Here is a 12,968-nt window from a genome sequence, read left to right on the forward strand (position 1 = left end):
CCCCCCGATGCGGGGCGGACGCCCTCGGCGACCGCCCCGCATCGGCGTGCCGCGGTCAGCCCTTGCCGAGCAGTTCGTTCATCTGCTCGATCTCCGCGCTCTGCGAGTCGATGATCTCGCCGGCCATCTTCCTGGCCGGCCCGTGGGCGCCGTCGGCCCGCTCGGTCCTCGCCATGTCGACCGCGCCCTCGTGGTGCTTGACCATCAGCTCCAGGAAGGCGGTGTCGAACGCCTTGCCCGAGGCGTCTTCGAGCCCGGTCATCTCCTCGGCGGTCATCATGCCGTCCATGCCGCCTGTGCCGCCCATGTCGTGCATGGAGTGGTCCATGGCGCCCTCGGCGGGCACCTCCTCGCCCCAGGAGGTGAGCCAGCCGGAGAGCGTCCTGATCTCCGGGCCCTGCGCCTTCTCGATGTCCGCGGCGAGCTTCTTCACCTCGGCCGACCCGGCACGGTCGGGCGCGAGGCCGGCCATCTCCACGGCCTGCCGGTGGTGGGGGATCATCCCCTTCGCGAAGGCGACGTCGGCGGCGTTGTGCTGCCCCTGCGAAGCCGAAGCCGACGCCGACGCCGATGCCGGGGCGGACGGGGAGGAGGTGGCGGCGTGGCCGCCGTGTCCGGACGAGCCGTCGCCGTCGCCGTTGCCGCCGCAGGCGGCCAGGACGAGTGCCGCCGCGCCCGCCGCGGTCGCGGCGGCGGTACGACGGATGAGGGAACGCTTGCGGATCATGGTGGTGCAACTCCTTGACGCGCCGTTCGCGGCGCGCGGTGGGAAGGGATGTCAGGGCGTGCGGAAGCGCGACACCCGTCACCGGGAACACCGGCCGCGGGGTGTCGGGCGGGCCGCTCTATATCCGCAGGAGCTGCAGTTCGGAGAGGTCGGGCGGGGACCGGCCGTCCTGCGCGGTGCCCGAGGACGTCACCGCGGGGGCGGGAGCGGCGGGAGCGTCCAGCACGGTGCCGGTCAGCGCGGGCGGCGTGTACGCCGTACCGACACCGGCAGCCGCACACGTCCCGTCGGCATGGTCGAGGTGACTCGATCCGCCGTCGGTGTGGAAACATCCCGCGTCCGCGTGCGGAACACCGTCCGCCGAGGCCGTCACCCTCGCGTGGCCGGAGCCTGCCCCGGCCGGGGGAGTCGCCCCGGAGACGAGGCCGTGCATGCCCAGCACACCGGCCAGCACCGCCATCACCAGCAGCACGAACAGCCGCCCGGCCGGGCGGCTGCTTGATCGGGTGCCAGTGGTCACGCCCCCGATCGTACGGCCCCTCGACCCGCCCGCCGGCACCGATGGACCCGGCCGCCTCGCGCGGTGCTCCGGCGTCGGGCAGCGTGGCCGTAGCACTCGACGCCGGGTGACGAGCGCGTCGACTGCCGTTTCGGTCCCGCGCTGCGGCGCGGCTCGTGCCCTTCGGGACTGCGGATGCCTCCGGGGGGTACCAGAGCCCTTCGGTGCGACGGAAACGGAGCGGCAGATGGCGGGGTGTGGGACGGACCTCCCGGGCGGTGGTGTCCGGTGAGCGGCTTCACCGCCGCGCTGTCCCTGCTGGGCGTGGCCCTGCTGGGGGTGGCCGGGGTGTACGGGGCGGCCCGGGCGCTGCGCGTCTCGTCCGGTCCGCTGCCCGCGCAGCCGTTCGGGTCGGGACTGGAGCCGACGGAACACGCGGTCAGCCGCTTTCACCTGCGCTGGTACACGGTGACGATGCTCTTCCTCGCCTTCGACATGGAGATGGTCTTCATGTACCCGTGGACGCTGGTGGTCTCCGCGATGGGGCCCGGTGCGGTGATCGAGATGTTCGTCTTCCTCGCCGTCCTGCTCACGGGCGTGGTCTACGCGTGGCGGGAAGGAGCGCTCCGGTGGGTCTGACCGCCGTCCTGGCCCGCGCGGCGGCTGCCCGGCCACGCGTCCTGCTGGTGACCACGCCGGGCGGTACGCCGGTGCGGCTGGCCGCCGAGAAGGAGTTGCGGTCGCGGGACTGGCCGTCGGCGTCGACCCCGGCCGGGGCCGACCTGATGCTGGTGGCGGGCCCCGACTGCCCGCGGTCGCGTCCGGCGCTGGACCGGTTGTGGCAGGACATGCCGAGGCCGCGGGTCCGCGTGCGGGCGGCGGCGGCCGACGAGGTGGCATCGGCCCTCGACGACGGCCGCGCCCGGCTGGGCACTCCGGAGGACGGCGGGCACCCGTGGCATCACGACGCCGCCCCGAAGGTACGGGCCGCCGGCACGGAGCAAGCGGGCCATGACGGCGCGGGCCATGACGGCGCGGGGCACGATGGCGCGGGGCATGACGGTGCGGGCCGTGACGGTGCGGGCCGTGACGGTGCGGGGCATGACGGTGCGGGCCACGACGGCGTAGGCCACGACGGCGTAGGCCACGATGGCGCGGCCCATGACGGCGCGGGGCACGACGACGCGGGGCACGACGACGCGGCCCATGACGGCGCGGGGCACGACGACGCGGGGCACGACGACGCGGCCCATGACGCCGCGGCCCATGACGGCGTAGGCCATGACGGCGTAGGCCACGACGGCGCGGCCCACGATGGTGCGGGCCACGGGAGCGGCGGGGGTGGCGACGGCGACCAAGCCGGTCACGCCGGAGACGCACACGCCGGTCACGCCGCGCACGCCGGTCACGCTCACGGTGGCATGGAGATGCCCGGCGGCCTCGCGATGGCCGGGCAGGGGGAGGACCGCGACGGTCTCACGCTGGACCGCCTGCACGTGCCGCTGGGCCCGTTCCTGGCCGACTGGCCCGCCGGGCTGACCCTCCGCGTGGTGCTCCAGGGCGACGTCGTCCAACGGGCCGACCTCGACGAGCCACCCGCGGGCGGACCGGCCGGTCTCGGGCCCGATCCTGGTCCCTTCTGGAGCCGGCCGTGGGTCCGGGCCGCGGCGGGCGAGCCCGTGGGCGTGGGGGAGGCATCCCGGCGGCGGGCGGCGGCACACCTGGACAGCCTGGGCCGACTGCTGTCGGTGGCGGGCTGGCCCGCCGAGGCGGTGACGGCCCGGCGACTGCGCGACGACCTGCTGGCGGAGGCGCCCGGCTCGGCGCTCCGGCCCCGGGTAGAGCGCTTCGCCCGGCGGGTCGGGCGGTCGCGCACCCTGTACTGGCTGACGCGAGGCATCGGTGTGCTCGGCGCGGCCGACGCCCGGGCCGCCGGCGTCACCGGCCCCGCCGCACGAGCGACGGGAGGGGACGTACCGGCCCGCTACCGGCAGTGGCTCACCGAGGTCCTGTACGACGTACGGCGGTTGGAGGACCCCGCCCCCCTCGACCCGGCGGCGCTGGAGAGTCCGCGGGGCCGGTGGGACGCCGGGCGCCCGCCGTCGAGGGCCCTGGCGCGGCTGCTTCCCCGCCTGCTGGCGGGCGTCGAGTGGGGCGCGGCCCGTCTCGTCGTCGCCGGACTCGACCCGGATCCGGACGAACTGGCCGCGTACCGGCCGGAGGCGGCTCGTGGCTGAGGCGGGGACGTGGTGGGCGCTGGTGGCCGCCCCGGCGATGCTGCTGGGCTTCGCGGTGCTGGCCGTGGCGGCCGACGCGGCACTGGACGCCCGGGCGGCGGGCCGTCCCGTCACCGTCGGCACCGTCGCGCGGCCGCTGCTCGCCGTACCGCGGGCGTTGCTGGCGCAGCCCCGGCGGTTGCCGGCGCCGGACCGGCTGCTGTGGCGGGCGGGCGTGATCACCGTCCCGGTGGCGGCCGTCCTGTCCACGCTGGTCGTCCCGTTCGGCGACCGCGTCGTCGCCGACCTGTCGGTCGGGGTGGTGTGGTTCAACGCCATGGAGGTGCTGACCTGGGCCGGGCTGTGGCTGGCGGGCTGGGGCCCGAACTCCGTGTTCCCGCTGGTCGGCGGCTACCGCTTCCTCGCCCAGGGTTTGGCCTACGAACTGCCGCTGATGTTCGCGCTGATCTCGGCCGCCACGGGTGCCCGGTCGCTGCGGGTGACCGACATCGCCGCCGCCCAGCACGGCCTGTGGTACGCGGTGTGGATGCCGTTCGCCTTCCTCCTCTACCTGGCGGGGGTCCTGGCCTTCAGCTTCCTGGGCCCGTTCGCGTATCCGGCCGGGCGGGACATCGCCGACGGCGTACTGGGGGAGACGAGCGGGGTCGACCGGCTGCTGCTGCACGCAGGGCGGTGGCTGTGGCTGGCGGCCGGGGCCGCGATGGCGGTGCCGCTGTTCCTGGGCGGGGGCGCCGGTCCGGGCCTGCCGCCCTGGGCCTGGTCGCTGGTCAAGACGCTGCTGGTGCTGGCGGTGCTGGTGTGGACGTCGCGGCGGCTGCCCATGGTCCGCGCCGACCGTTACGTCGAACTGGCCTGGGTGGTGCTCCTGCCGCTGTCGGTCCTCCAGGCCCTGGTGCCGGCCCTGGTCAGTCTGAGCCGTTAGGAAAGGAGCACGTCATGGGTACGACGGACACGGTGCTGCTGTGGGCGCTGGGCGTGCTCGCCCTGGCCGGCGGGGTCCTGGTGTTCACCCTGAACTCCATGGCGCGGGTCACCTGCGCGCTCCTGGGCTCCCTGGTGTGCGTCGGCGGCGTGGTGACCGTGCTGCGGCTGCCGTACCTCGGTGTGGTGATCGTGCTGATGATGGTCATGGAGATGCTGATCATGGCGGTGTTCATGATCGCGTACATGATGAATCCGGCCGGTCTGATGCCGATGTCGATGCTGCACAACAAGCGGGGCTCACTGGTCATCAGCGCCGTCGTGTTCGCCGCCCTGGTCGCCGGGGTCTTCCTGGTCCCCTGGCCCGACCGCACCGGGGTGCGGCCCGGGGACACCACGTTCCAGGTCGGGATGTCGTTGATGGGCGACCAGATGCTCACCATGGTCACCCTCGGGTTCGTGCTGCTGGCCACCATGGTGGGCGCCACCGTCCTCGCCACCCGACGCGGACGCTACGACCGCTTCGGGGACGACCTCGACCAGCGGCCCGCGAACGACCCGACCGGCGGGGGAGTGGGCCGATGACGTTCGAACTCCTGCTGGTCCTCGCCGCCGGCCTGTTCTCGACGGGCCTGTTCGGTGCCCTCTCCCAGCAGTCCATCGTCATGATCATGATGGGCATCGAGCTGATGATCGGCGGCGTCGTCGTCGCCGCCGCCGACTTCTGGTACTTCCTCGCCCCCGCCGCCGGCAGCGGCCAGGTGGTGATCGTGGCGGCCGTGGTCGCGATGGCCGTGGAGATGGCCATGGGCTTCGCCGTCACCACCGCGATCTACCGCAACCGCCGGGTCGACACGACCGACATGGCCGAGGACCTGAAGGGATGAGCGCGCTGCTCTGGCTGCTCGTCGCCCTCCCGCTCGGCGGGGGAGCGGTGCTCGCCCTGACGGGACCCCGCCGGGGCGGCCTGGTCCCGGCCACCGGTGTGGCGGTCGCCGTCGCCACGCTCGGTGCGGCCGTCGCCGCCGCGCTCACCCGGCCGGAGGCGAGCGCGCCGCTGTTCGCCGGGATGGAGGCGGGGCTGGCGGTGGACGGCCTGTCCGCGGTGATGGTGGTCACCGTCGCCGCGGTGACCGTCGCCGTGCTGGCCTTCGCCGCGGGCGAGTTCGCCGCCCACGACGACAGGGGCCGGTTCTTCGGGCTCATGCTGCTCTTCGCCGGCGCCATGCTCGTCACCGTCACGGCGACCACCCTCCCGCTGCTGCTGATGGCCTGGGAGGTGATGGGCGCGACGAGTTGGGCGCTGATCGGCTACTGGTGGCGGCGGCCGGAGCGGGCGGCGGCAGCCGACGTCGCGTTCCTCACCACCCGCGCCGCCGACCTCGGCCTGTATCTGGCAGCGGGCGCCGCCGTGGCCGGCGGCGTCGGCTCGCTGCGCCTGGACGCCCTGCCGCACGCGGCCGCGCCCTGGCTGCACCTGGTCACCGCGGGTGTGGTGGTGGCCGCCCTCGGCAAGTCCGCGCAACTGCCGTTCTCGTTCTGGCTGTCGCGCGCCATGCAGGGACCGAGTTCCGTCTCCGCGCTGCTGCACTCGGCGACCATGGTCGCCGCGGGCGCGTACCTGCTGCTGCGCCTCGTGCCGCTGCTGGACGCCACGGCCTGGGCGGGGCCCGTGGTCGCCTGGACCGGCGCGGCCACCGCCCTGGCCCTGGGGCTGGTCGCGGTGGCCCAGCGGGACCTCAAGCAGCTCCTCGCGGCCTCCACCTCGGCGCAGATCGGCTTCATGGTGCTGGCCGCGGGCAGCGGCGGCGTCACCGCGGGCACCACGCAACTCGTCGCCCACGCCGCCACCAAGTCGGCCCTGTTCCTCGCCGCGGGCGCCTGGCTGACCGCGCTGGGCACCAGGCAACTGCCCGCCCTGCGCGGCGCGGCCCGCGCCCACCCCCTGGTCGGCGCGGCCTTCACGGTGGGCGCGCTCACCCTCGCGGGGCTGCCGCCGCTGTCCCTGTGGGCGGCCAAGGACGAGGTCCTCGCCGCCGCCCGCGCCGAGTCGACCGCGTTGTACGCGGTGGGTCTCGCGGCGGCGGCCGTCGCCGCCGTGTACAGCGTCAAGGCCGTCCGGTACGTCACCCGCCCCCTCCCGGCCGACGCCGCATCCGGATACGACACAGAGGTACAAGGCACCCGGCGCGTCGCCCGCACGACACCCGCCCCCCTCCTCGCCCTCACCCTCGCGGCGGCCGTACTGGGCGTGCTGGCCCTGCCGGGACCGGCGTCCTGGCTGAGAGGGCTGGTCGGCGCCGACGGCGCACCCGCCCCCGAACCGTGGGAACTCCTCCTGTCCGCCTGCGTCGCGTGCGCCGCCGCCGCCCTGTCCTGGCGGTGGACGTGCCGCCCGGCACCCGCACCAGGCGCCGCCGTCCGAGTGGCCCACGCGTGGCTGTACCTGGAGCGGGCCGCGCGACTCGTCGTGGTCCGCCCGGTGCTGGGCCTGGCGCGGATGCTGGCCGTCTTCGACGACCGGGTCGTCGACGGCGCCGTACGGCGGACCGCCCGCGGCGGCCTCGCGGTGTCCCGGCTGGCACGCCGTCTGGACGACGGCGGCATCGACGGCGCGGTCCGGGCGGTCGCCGCGGGCGCGCGGGACCTCGGCAGGTGGGCACGCCGCCCGCAGACCGGTCTGCTGCACCAGTACTACGCCCAGGCCGCCGTCGGCTTCACCGTGCTCGTACTGATCGTCCTGTGGGTGAGGTGACCCCTGTGCTGAGCGTCGTCACGTTCCTGCCGCTGCTGGTGTGCGCGGTACTGCCGCTCCTGCCGCGCACGCTCCCCGAGCGGACGTACGTATGGGTGTGGATCGCCACCGCCGCCGTGGACCTGGCCCTGGTCGTCGGCCTGTGGGCCGGCTACGACACCGACGGCGGGACGCAGTACGAGCAGCGGGCGCGCTGGATCCCCGGCGCGGGAGTCGGCTACCACGTGGGCGTCGACGGCCTGTCCCTGCCTCTGGTCGCCCTGACCTGCCTGCTGTTCCTGGCCGTCGCCGTCCACTCCCTGCGCGAGACGCGGCGCGTACGCTCCTACGTCTGCCTCTTCCTGTTCCTGCAGACCGTCAGCACCGGCCTGTTCGTCGCCCTCGACCTCATCCTGTTCTTCGTCTTCTTCGACCTGTCGATCGTCGGCATGTTCTTCGTCATCGCGGGCTGGGGACACGGCGAACGCGCCCGGGCGGCGGCGCTGAAGTTCTTCCTCTACACCTTCGTCGGCTCGCTCGCCCTCCTGCTCGGCTTCATCGGCCTCTACCTGGCGGCCGACCCGCACACCTTCGACATCGTCGACCTCACCCGCGCGAACCCGCTCGCCGGACGCGGCCCGTACGCGGGCCTGGTCCTGCTGGCCGTCGGCCTCGGTCTCGCGGTCAAGACCCCGACCGTGCCCTTCCACACCTGGCTGCCGCCCGCCCACACCGACGCTCCCGCCGCCGGCTCGGCGATCCTCGCCGGGGTGCTGCTGAAGATGGGCACCTACGGGTTCGTCCGCATCGCCATGCCGCTGCTGCCCGGCAGTTGGCGCCACTACGCGCTCGTCATCGTGATCGTCGGCGCCGTGTCCGTCGTCTACGGGGCGCTGGTGGCGCTGGCGCAGACGGACTTCAAACGCATGATCGCCTACACGTCGGTCAACCACATGGGCTACGTCGTCCTGGCCGTCGGCGCCGCCGGGACACTCGCGGGCAGCGACGCACAGGCGCGCACCCTGGCGGTGACCGGAGCGGTCACCCAGATGGTCAGCCACGGCCTGATCACGGCCGCCCTGTTCCTGCTCGCCGGTGTGCTCCACGACCGCGGACGCACCTACACGATGGACGCGTACTCCGGCCTGGCCGCGCACACCCCGCGTTTCGCGGCGGTCACCGCGGTCGCCGCGTTCGCCAGTCTCGGTATCCCCGGCTTCTCCGGCTTCATCGCCGAGTTCCAGATCTTCACCGGCAGCCTGGCCTCCCACGCGATCGCCACCGCCGTCGCCGTGACCGGCATCCTGATCACCGCCGCCCTGTTCCTGACCGCGCTGCGGCGCATGTTCCTCGGCGCCCCGCGCCTGCCCGAGACGGTCCCCACCGGCGGCATCCGCGACCTGCGAAGGACCGAGGCACTGTCCACGGTGCCGCTGCTCGCGGTGGCCCTCGTCATCGGCGTCGCACCACGCTGGCTGCTGGACGTCATCGAACCGGCCGGCCGCACCCTGACGGGCCTGGTCGCGCGGTGAACGAGAATTTGACCGCCCTCGTCCCCGAACTCGCCCTCCTCGGCGCCGCCGTCATCGGCCTCCTGGCCGGTTCCTGGCTGCCCCGCCGACGCCAGTGGGTCGTGGCCGTGCTCGCGGCCGCCGCCTGCGCGACCGGCCTGGCGGCCACCGCCGTCACCATGGCCACCGGCCGCGAACAGACCGTCTTCGCCGCCGCGTTCGCCGTCGACACCGCCACCGGCACCGGCCGCCTCGTCGTCCTCGCCGCCCTGCTGCTGATCACCGGCATGTCGGTGGAGACCGTACGGGGCCACAAGCGCGAGACCGAGTACTGGGTGCTGCTCCTGCTGACCGGCGCCGGCACCCTCGCCCTCCTCGGCGCGAACGACCTGCTGATGCTGTTCGCCGCCTACCTGCTGGCCGGCGTCCCCGCCTACGCGCTCGCCGGGTTCGCGAAGGACGCCCCCGGCACCGAAGCCGCCCTGAAGTACTACCTGATGGGCGCCCTGCTCGGCATCACCATGCTCGCCGGCACCACGCTCCTCTACGCCGCCGGTCACGCCACCCACTACGGCGACCTCGCCACGGCCCTGCCCTCCGCCCCCTACGGACTCGTCGCCGTCGGACTCGTCGGCGTCCTCGCCGGCCTGCTCTTCAAGTCCGGGGCGGTACCGGCCCACTTCTGGGTGCCCGACGTGACCGACGGGGCCCCGGCGCCCGTCGCCGCCTACGTCACCACCCTGCCCAAAGTCGGTGCCCTGATCGCCGGCTACCGACTGCTGCACCAGGCCCTCGCCGACAGCGACGTCAACTGGTCGCTGCTCCTCGCGATCCTCGCCGCGGTCACCATGACCCTGGGCAACCTGGCGGCGTTCTTCCAGACCTCCGTCACCCGTCTGCTCGCCTACTCCACCATCAGCCAGGTCGGCTACCTCCTCATGGCCCTGGCGGTCGCCACCCGCAGCGACCTGGCCCAACAGGCCCTGCTGCTCTACCTGGCCGCCTACGCCGCCACCAACCTCGGCGCCTTCGCCGTCGTCACGGCACTTCCCCGGGCCCGCACCCTCGCCGACTACCGCGGCCTCGCCCGCCGCCGCCCCGGCCTCGCGGCCGTACTCGTCGTCTGCCTGCTGGGTCTGGTCGGCACGCCGCCCACCGGCGTCTTCCTCGGCAAGCTGGAAATCTTCAGCGCGACCGTCGACGGCGGCTACACCTGGCTCGCCGCCCTCGCCGTCGCCAACACCGTGGCCTCCCTCTTCTACTACCTGCGCTGGCTCGGCCCCCTGTTCCTCCCCACCACCCCCGCGCCCGCCGACCGGCACACCGGCCCGGCCCGCTGGTCCCCGGGCACCGCCCACACGGCGGCCGCCCTCTCCCTCACGCTCGGCATCGCCGGCCAGGGCGTCCTGACCGTCGCCGAGGGTCCGCTGCTGCGGTGAAGCGGCGCGCGGGTCGTCGTCGGCGCGCGGGCCGCTTCGCCGGGGCGGGACGGTACGGTTCCCCGGCGGCACCACCACCACCGACTGACCGGCCGGCCTGCCAGTCCGCCGTCCAGTCGTCCAATCGTCCAGTCGTCCCGTCGAACCGAAGGCACAGCCCGTGGCATGGATCGTCCTGATCGTCTCCGGAGCGATGGAGGCCGTGTGGGCCACCGCGCTCGGCAAGTCCGAGAACTTCTCCCGGCTCGTGCCGACGCTGGTCTTCCTCGCCGGACTGGCCGCCAGCATGATCGGCCTGGCCTATGCGCTGCGCACGCTGCCGGTGGGCACCGGGTACGCCGTGTGGGTGGGCATCGGAGCCGTGCTGACGGTCACGTACGCCATGGTCACCGGCGCCGAGTCGGCTACCGCGCTCAAACTGCTCATGCTGGCGGGCATCGTGGGCTGCGTCATCGGCCTCAAGGTCCTGGACTGACGCCGGCGGGTGCGAGGAGGGGCGTCCGGGCCGGTGGCGCCGGGCGCGGACCGGCCTGTCGTGGGCGGACGGACGCGAGGGCCCGCGCGGTGATCGCGACGGCGTTCGGGTGTCTGGACGCCGCGTCGATGACGTGGGTCGCGAACGACGGCGAGGGCGACGTCGTGGACCTGTACGACGCGTGCCCGGCCGCGGTGCGGGGCTGACCCGCACCGGCGTTCCGGGCCCCGGCCGCGGGCCCGCCGGGGCGGTGGGTCAGACCACGGCGAGCCGGTCCACCAGCAGCTCCACCCGCTGCGCGGCGTCGTCCGGCAGCAGCCGTCCCGCCCGGGTCAGGGTCGCGATCCCGTGCAGGGACGCCCAGAACACCTCGGTGAACAGCGCCGGGTGGACCCCCTCCCCGGCGACCTCGGCGAGGCTCTCCAGCAGGGCGGCGAAGGCGTCCTTCAGCGGCTCGGGGGTGTCCTCCCGCGCGTACGCCAGGCCGCCGTCGAGCTGGAACAGGGCGTCGTACACCGCCGGGTTGCGTGCGGCGAAGTCGAGGTAGGCGCGGGCGAGCGCGGCGACCCGCTCGCGTGGGCCGTCCGCGGCCGAGGTCGCGGTACGCACCGCCGCGGCCATCTCGGCGGCGCCCTCCAGGGCGACGGCGCCGATGATCTCCCGCTTGCCGCGGAAGTGGCTGTAGAGGACGGGCTGGCTGTACTCGATGCGCTCGGCGAGCCGGCGGGTGGTGACCGCGTCCCAGCCCTGCTGCTCGGCGAGTTCACGGGCCGTCGCCACGATGAGGCGCTCGCGTTCCGCCCGTTCGCGCTGCTTGCGTTCCTGTACCGACATGACTCCATCCTAGCACCGCTAGACAATCGAGCGGCAGTAGTACTAGCGTTGCATTGCCAGCTAGCGCCGCTAGATCGGATCTCTGGAAGGGTCATCATGCTCAACGCACTCGAGGTGTTCACCACCGTGGCCGTCGGCCTGATGGTGGGGGTGGAGTTCTCCGTCGCCTTCGTCATGAACCGGATCTTCAACGCCCTTCCCGAGGACAGCGGCCAGCTCGCCCGCGCCCACGGGGGCCGGATGCTCGGCGCCCTCATGCCGTTCTGGTACATCGGCTCGCTCGCCCTCAGCGCCGTCTGGGCCGTCGCCGAATGGGGCCACCCCGGCGTCCGACTCGTCGTCGTCGCCGCCGGGCTGCTGATCGTCAGCGTGATCATGTCGATCCTGCTGCTCGTCCCGATCAACAACCGGGGCAAGACGTGGACCCCCGAGAACCGGCCCGCGGACTGGAAGGAGCAGATGAACCGCTGGGACCGCTACCACTACGCCCGCGTCGCCGTCATCGTCGCCGCCTTCACCCTCCTGGTCACCGCCCTCGTCTGAGCCCGGCACCCTCCTCGGCGAAACGGGATGATGGCGATACCGGCCGCGGACAACGGGGGATGAGGGGTGCAGCCGTAAGAGCCGGGTCGGTGTCCGTCAGCCGAGTCGGTCCGTCAGATGACCTCCCTCTCCTCGGTGACCATCACCGCCACCGAGTCCATGTCGATGAAGCGTGCCTCGTCGGGGTTGACCAGCGTCCGGTAGTTCTCGGAGGCGAAGAAGGCGTCGTGGTCCTCCCGGTTCTCGAACCAGATCTCCGTCAGACCGTCGTAGGCGCGGGGCGGGTAGTTCTCGGCGGGGACCGGGTGGGACACGGTGTACTTGCGCACGTAGCGCTCCGCCTCCGGGATGGAGGTGAACAGCGGCGCGTGCCGGTTCCGGTGGTGCTCGACGAAGTGGTCGTACGACATTCCCTCGACGCGGTTGATCATGAAGATGAGCTTCAGCATGGAGTTAACCTAAAAGCTCACATCAGTGTCAGGGGCAAGTGAGTCAGCGGCATGGGAGGAGCTCGGCATGCGGATCGGTGAACTGTCCGCCCGGACGGGAGCCAGCCGCCGGTCGCTGCGCTACTACGAGGAACAGGGCCTGCTCGTCAGCTCCCGCTCACCCAGCGGACAGCGCCATTACGAGGACGAGCACGTCCAGCGGGTGCGTCTCATACAGGCGTTCCTGGCAGCCGGCGTGCCCAGCGGCACCATTGCCGAGATGGCGCCCTGCATGTCCGAGCCGACCGAGGACAGGGCGCGGCAGGCACTGGACATCCTGGGCCGCGAGCGGGCCCGGCTGTCCGAGGCCATCGACGGCCTCGCCGCCGCCAGGGACGCGCTGGACCAGCTCGTCGAGGACAACCAGGCGTACCTGGCACGGTCGGCGGGAGACGGTCCGTGACCCGGGGACGTCCGGATCAGCGAGCGGACCAGGGGAAGCTGCCCGCGACGTGCAGTCCGACGGGCGAGGCCCCGGGGCCCCGCTCCTCGTCGGGAGGGCGCCGGATCAGGGCCACACCAGGCAGTACGGCTGGTGCCCCGCCTCATGCAGCCGGTGG

General features: G+C 73.5%; 16 protein-coding genes. 11 read left to right on the forward strand and 5 right to left on the reverse strand.

What is annotated here, in order from left to right; translation table 11 throughout:
- Positions 1 to 55: 55 nt before the first annotated feature.
- Both BJ961_RS02545 and BJ961_RS02550 read right to left on the reverse strand, forming a co-directional pair.
- On the reverse strand, positions 56 to 727 hold the full coding sequence (locus BJ961_RS02545; protein ID WP_271319686.1) for a DUF305 domain-containing protein: 672 nt from the start codon (positions 725 to 727) through the stop codon (positions 56 to 58).
- A gap of 118 nt (positions 728 to 845) precedes the next feature.
- Positions 846 to 1,247 carry a DUF6153 family protein gene (locus BJ961_RS02550; protein ID WP_271319687.1) on the reverse strand — a complete coding sequence of 134 codons (402 nt, stop codon included), beginning with the start codon at positions 1,245 to 1,247 and terminating at the stop codon, positions 846 to 848.
- 267 nt (positions 1,248 to 1,514) lie between these two features.
- Here BJ961_RS02550 and BJ961_RS02555 point away from each other — a divergent pair, with 267 nt between their 5' ends.
- Positions 1,515 to 1,865 carry an NADH-quinone oxidoreductase subunit A gene (locus BJ961_RS02555; protein WP_271319688.1) on the forward strand — a complete coding sequence of 117 codons (351 nt, stop codon included), beginning with the start codon at positions 1,515 to 1,517 and terminating at the stop codon, positions 1,863 to 1,865.
- On the opposite strand, the gene BJ961_RS02560 is transcribed toward BJ961_RS02555, so the two are convergent.
- Positions 1,829 to 2,641: a hypothetical protein gene (locus BJ961_RS02560; protein ID WP_271319689.1), complete on the reverse strand. Its 813-nt coding sequence runs from the start codon at positions 2,639 to 2,641 to the stop codon at positions 1,829 to 1,831. The genes BJ961_RS02555 and BJ961_RS02560 overlap by 37 nt on opposite strands.
- Positions 2,642 to 2,647: 6 nt before the next feature.
- Here BJ961_RS02560 and BJ961_RS02565 point away from each other — a divergent pair, with 6 nt between their 5' ends.
- From BJ961_RS02565 to BJ961_RS02600, 8 genes are all read left to right on the forward strand, one after another.
- The gene (locus tag BJ961_RS02565) at positions 2,648 to 3,463 is read left to right on the forward strand and encodes a hypothetical protein (protein WP_271319690.1); all 816 of its coding nucleotides are present in this window, start codon (positions 2,648 to 2,650) and stop codon (positions 3,461 to 3,463) included.
- Positions 3,456 to 4,385: an NADH-quinone oxidoreductase subunit H gene (locus tag BJ961_RS02570; RefSeq protein WP_271319691.1), complete on the forward strand. Its 930-nt coding sequence runs from the start codon at positions 3,456 to 3,458 to the stop codon at positions 4,383 to 4,385. The genes BJ961_RS02565 and BJ961_RS02570 overlap by 8 nt, the downstream gene beginning before the upstream one ends.
- Before the next feature lie 14 nt (positions 4,386 to 4,399).
- On the forward strand, positions 4,400 to 4,969 hold the full coding sequence (locus BJ961_RS02575) for an NADH-quinone oxidoreductase subunit J family protein (protein WP_271319692.1): 570 nt from the start codon (positions 4,400 to 4,402) through the stop codon (positions 4,967 to 4,969).
- The gene (locus tag BJ961_RS02580) at positions 4,966 to 5,271 is read left to right on the forward strand and encodes an NADH-quinone oxidoreductase subunit NuoK (protein WP_271319693.1); all 306 of its coding nucleotides are present in this window, start codon (positions 4,966 to 4,968) and stop codon (positions 5,269 to 5,271) included. The genes BJ961_RS02575 and BJ961_RS02580 overlap by 4 nt, the downstream gene beginning before the upstream one ends.
- Positions 5,268 to 7,139, forward strand: coding sequence for an NADH-quinone oxidoreductase subunit 5 family protein (locus BJ961_RS02585; protein WP_271319694.1), 1,872 nt, complete (start codon positions 5,268 to 5,270; stop codon positions 7,137 to 7,139). The genes BJ961_RS02580 and BJ961_RS02585 overlap by 4 nt, the downstream gene beginning before the upstream one ends.
- 5 nt (positions 7,140 to 7,144) lie before the next feature.
- A complete protein-coding gene (locus BJ961_RS02590; RefSeq protein ID WP_271319695.1) occupies positions 7,145 to 8,650 on the forward strand; it encodes a complex I subunit 4 family protein in 1,506 nt (501 codons plus the stop codon).
- Entirely contained in the window at positions 8,647 to 10,068 is a 1,422-nt protein-coding gene (locus BJ961_RS02595) for an NADH-quinone oxidoreductase subunit N (protein ID WP_271319696.1), read from the forward strand. Before BJ961_RS02590 ends, BJ961_RS02595 begins: the two co-directional genes overlap by 4 nt.
- A 160-nt stretch (positions 10,069 to 10,228) precedes the next feature.
- The gene (locus tag BJ961_RS02600) at positions 10,229 to 10,543 is read left to right on the forward strand and encodes a DMT family transporter (RefSeq protein WP_271319697.1); all 315 of its coding nucleotides are present in this window, start codon (positions 10,229 to 10,231) and stop codon (positions 10,541 to 10,543) included.
- Between the two features lie 255 nt (positions 10,544 to 10,798).
- Here BJ961_RS02600 and BJ961_RS02605 read toward each other — a convergent pair whose 3' ends face one another.
- Complete coding sequence (locus BJ961_RS02605) at positions 10,799 to 11,377, reverse strand: TetR/AcrR family transcriptional regulator (protein ID WP_271319698.1); 579 nt, start codon at positions 11,375 to 11,377, stop codon at positions 10,799 to 10,801.
- Positions 11,378 to 11,473: 96 nt separating this feature from the next.
- Here BJ961_RS02605 and BJ961_RS02610 point away from each other — a divergent pair, with 96 nt between their 5' ends.
- The gene (locus BJ961_RS02610; RefSeq protein WP_271319699.1) at positions 11,474 to 11,920 is read left to right on the forward strand and encodes a DUF1772 domain-containing protein; all 447 of its coding nucleotides are present in this window, start codon (positions 11,474 to 11,476) and stop codon (positions 11,918 to 11,920) included.
- Positions 11,921 to 12,033: 113 nt separating this feature from the next.
- Here the strand turns inward: BJ961_RS02610 and BJ961_RS02615 are convergent, their stop codons facing one another.
- On the reverse strand, positions 12,034 to 12,369 hold the full coding sequence (locus tag BJ961_RS02615; RefSeq protein ID WP_271319700.1) for an EthD domain-containing protein: 336 nt from the start codon (positions 12,367 to 12,369) through the stop codon (positions 12,034 to 12,036).
- Between the two features lie 67 nt (positions 12,370 to 12,436).
- Here BJ961_RS02615 and BJ961_RS02620 point away from each other — a divergent pair, with 67 nt between their 5' ends.
- On the forward strand, positions 12,437 to 12,811 hold the full coding sequence (locus BJ961_RS02620) for a MerR family transcriptional regulator (protein WP_271319701.1): 375 nt from the start codon (positions 12,437 to 12,439) through the stop codon (positions 12,809 to 12,811).
- Positions 12,812 to 12,968 lie beyond the last annotated feature (157 nt).

This window comes from Streptomyces lienomycini (assembly GCF_027947595.1).
GTDB lineage: Bacteria > Actinomycetota > Actinomycetes > Streptomycetales > Streptomycetaceae > Streptomyces > Streptomyces lienomycini.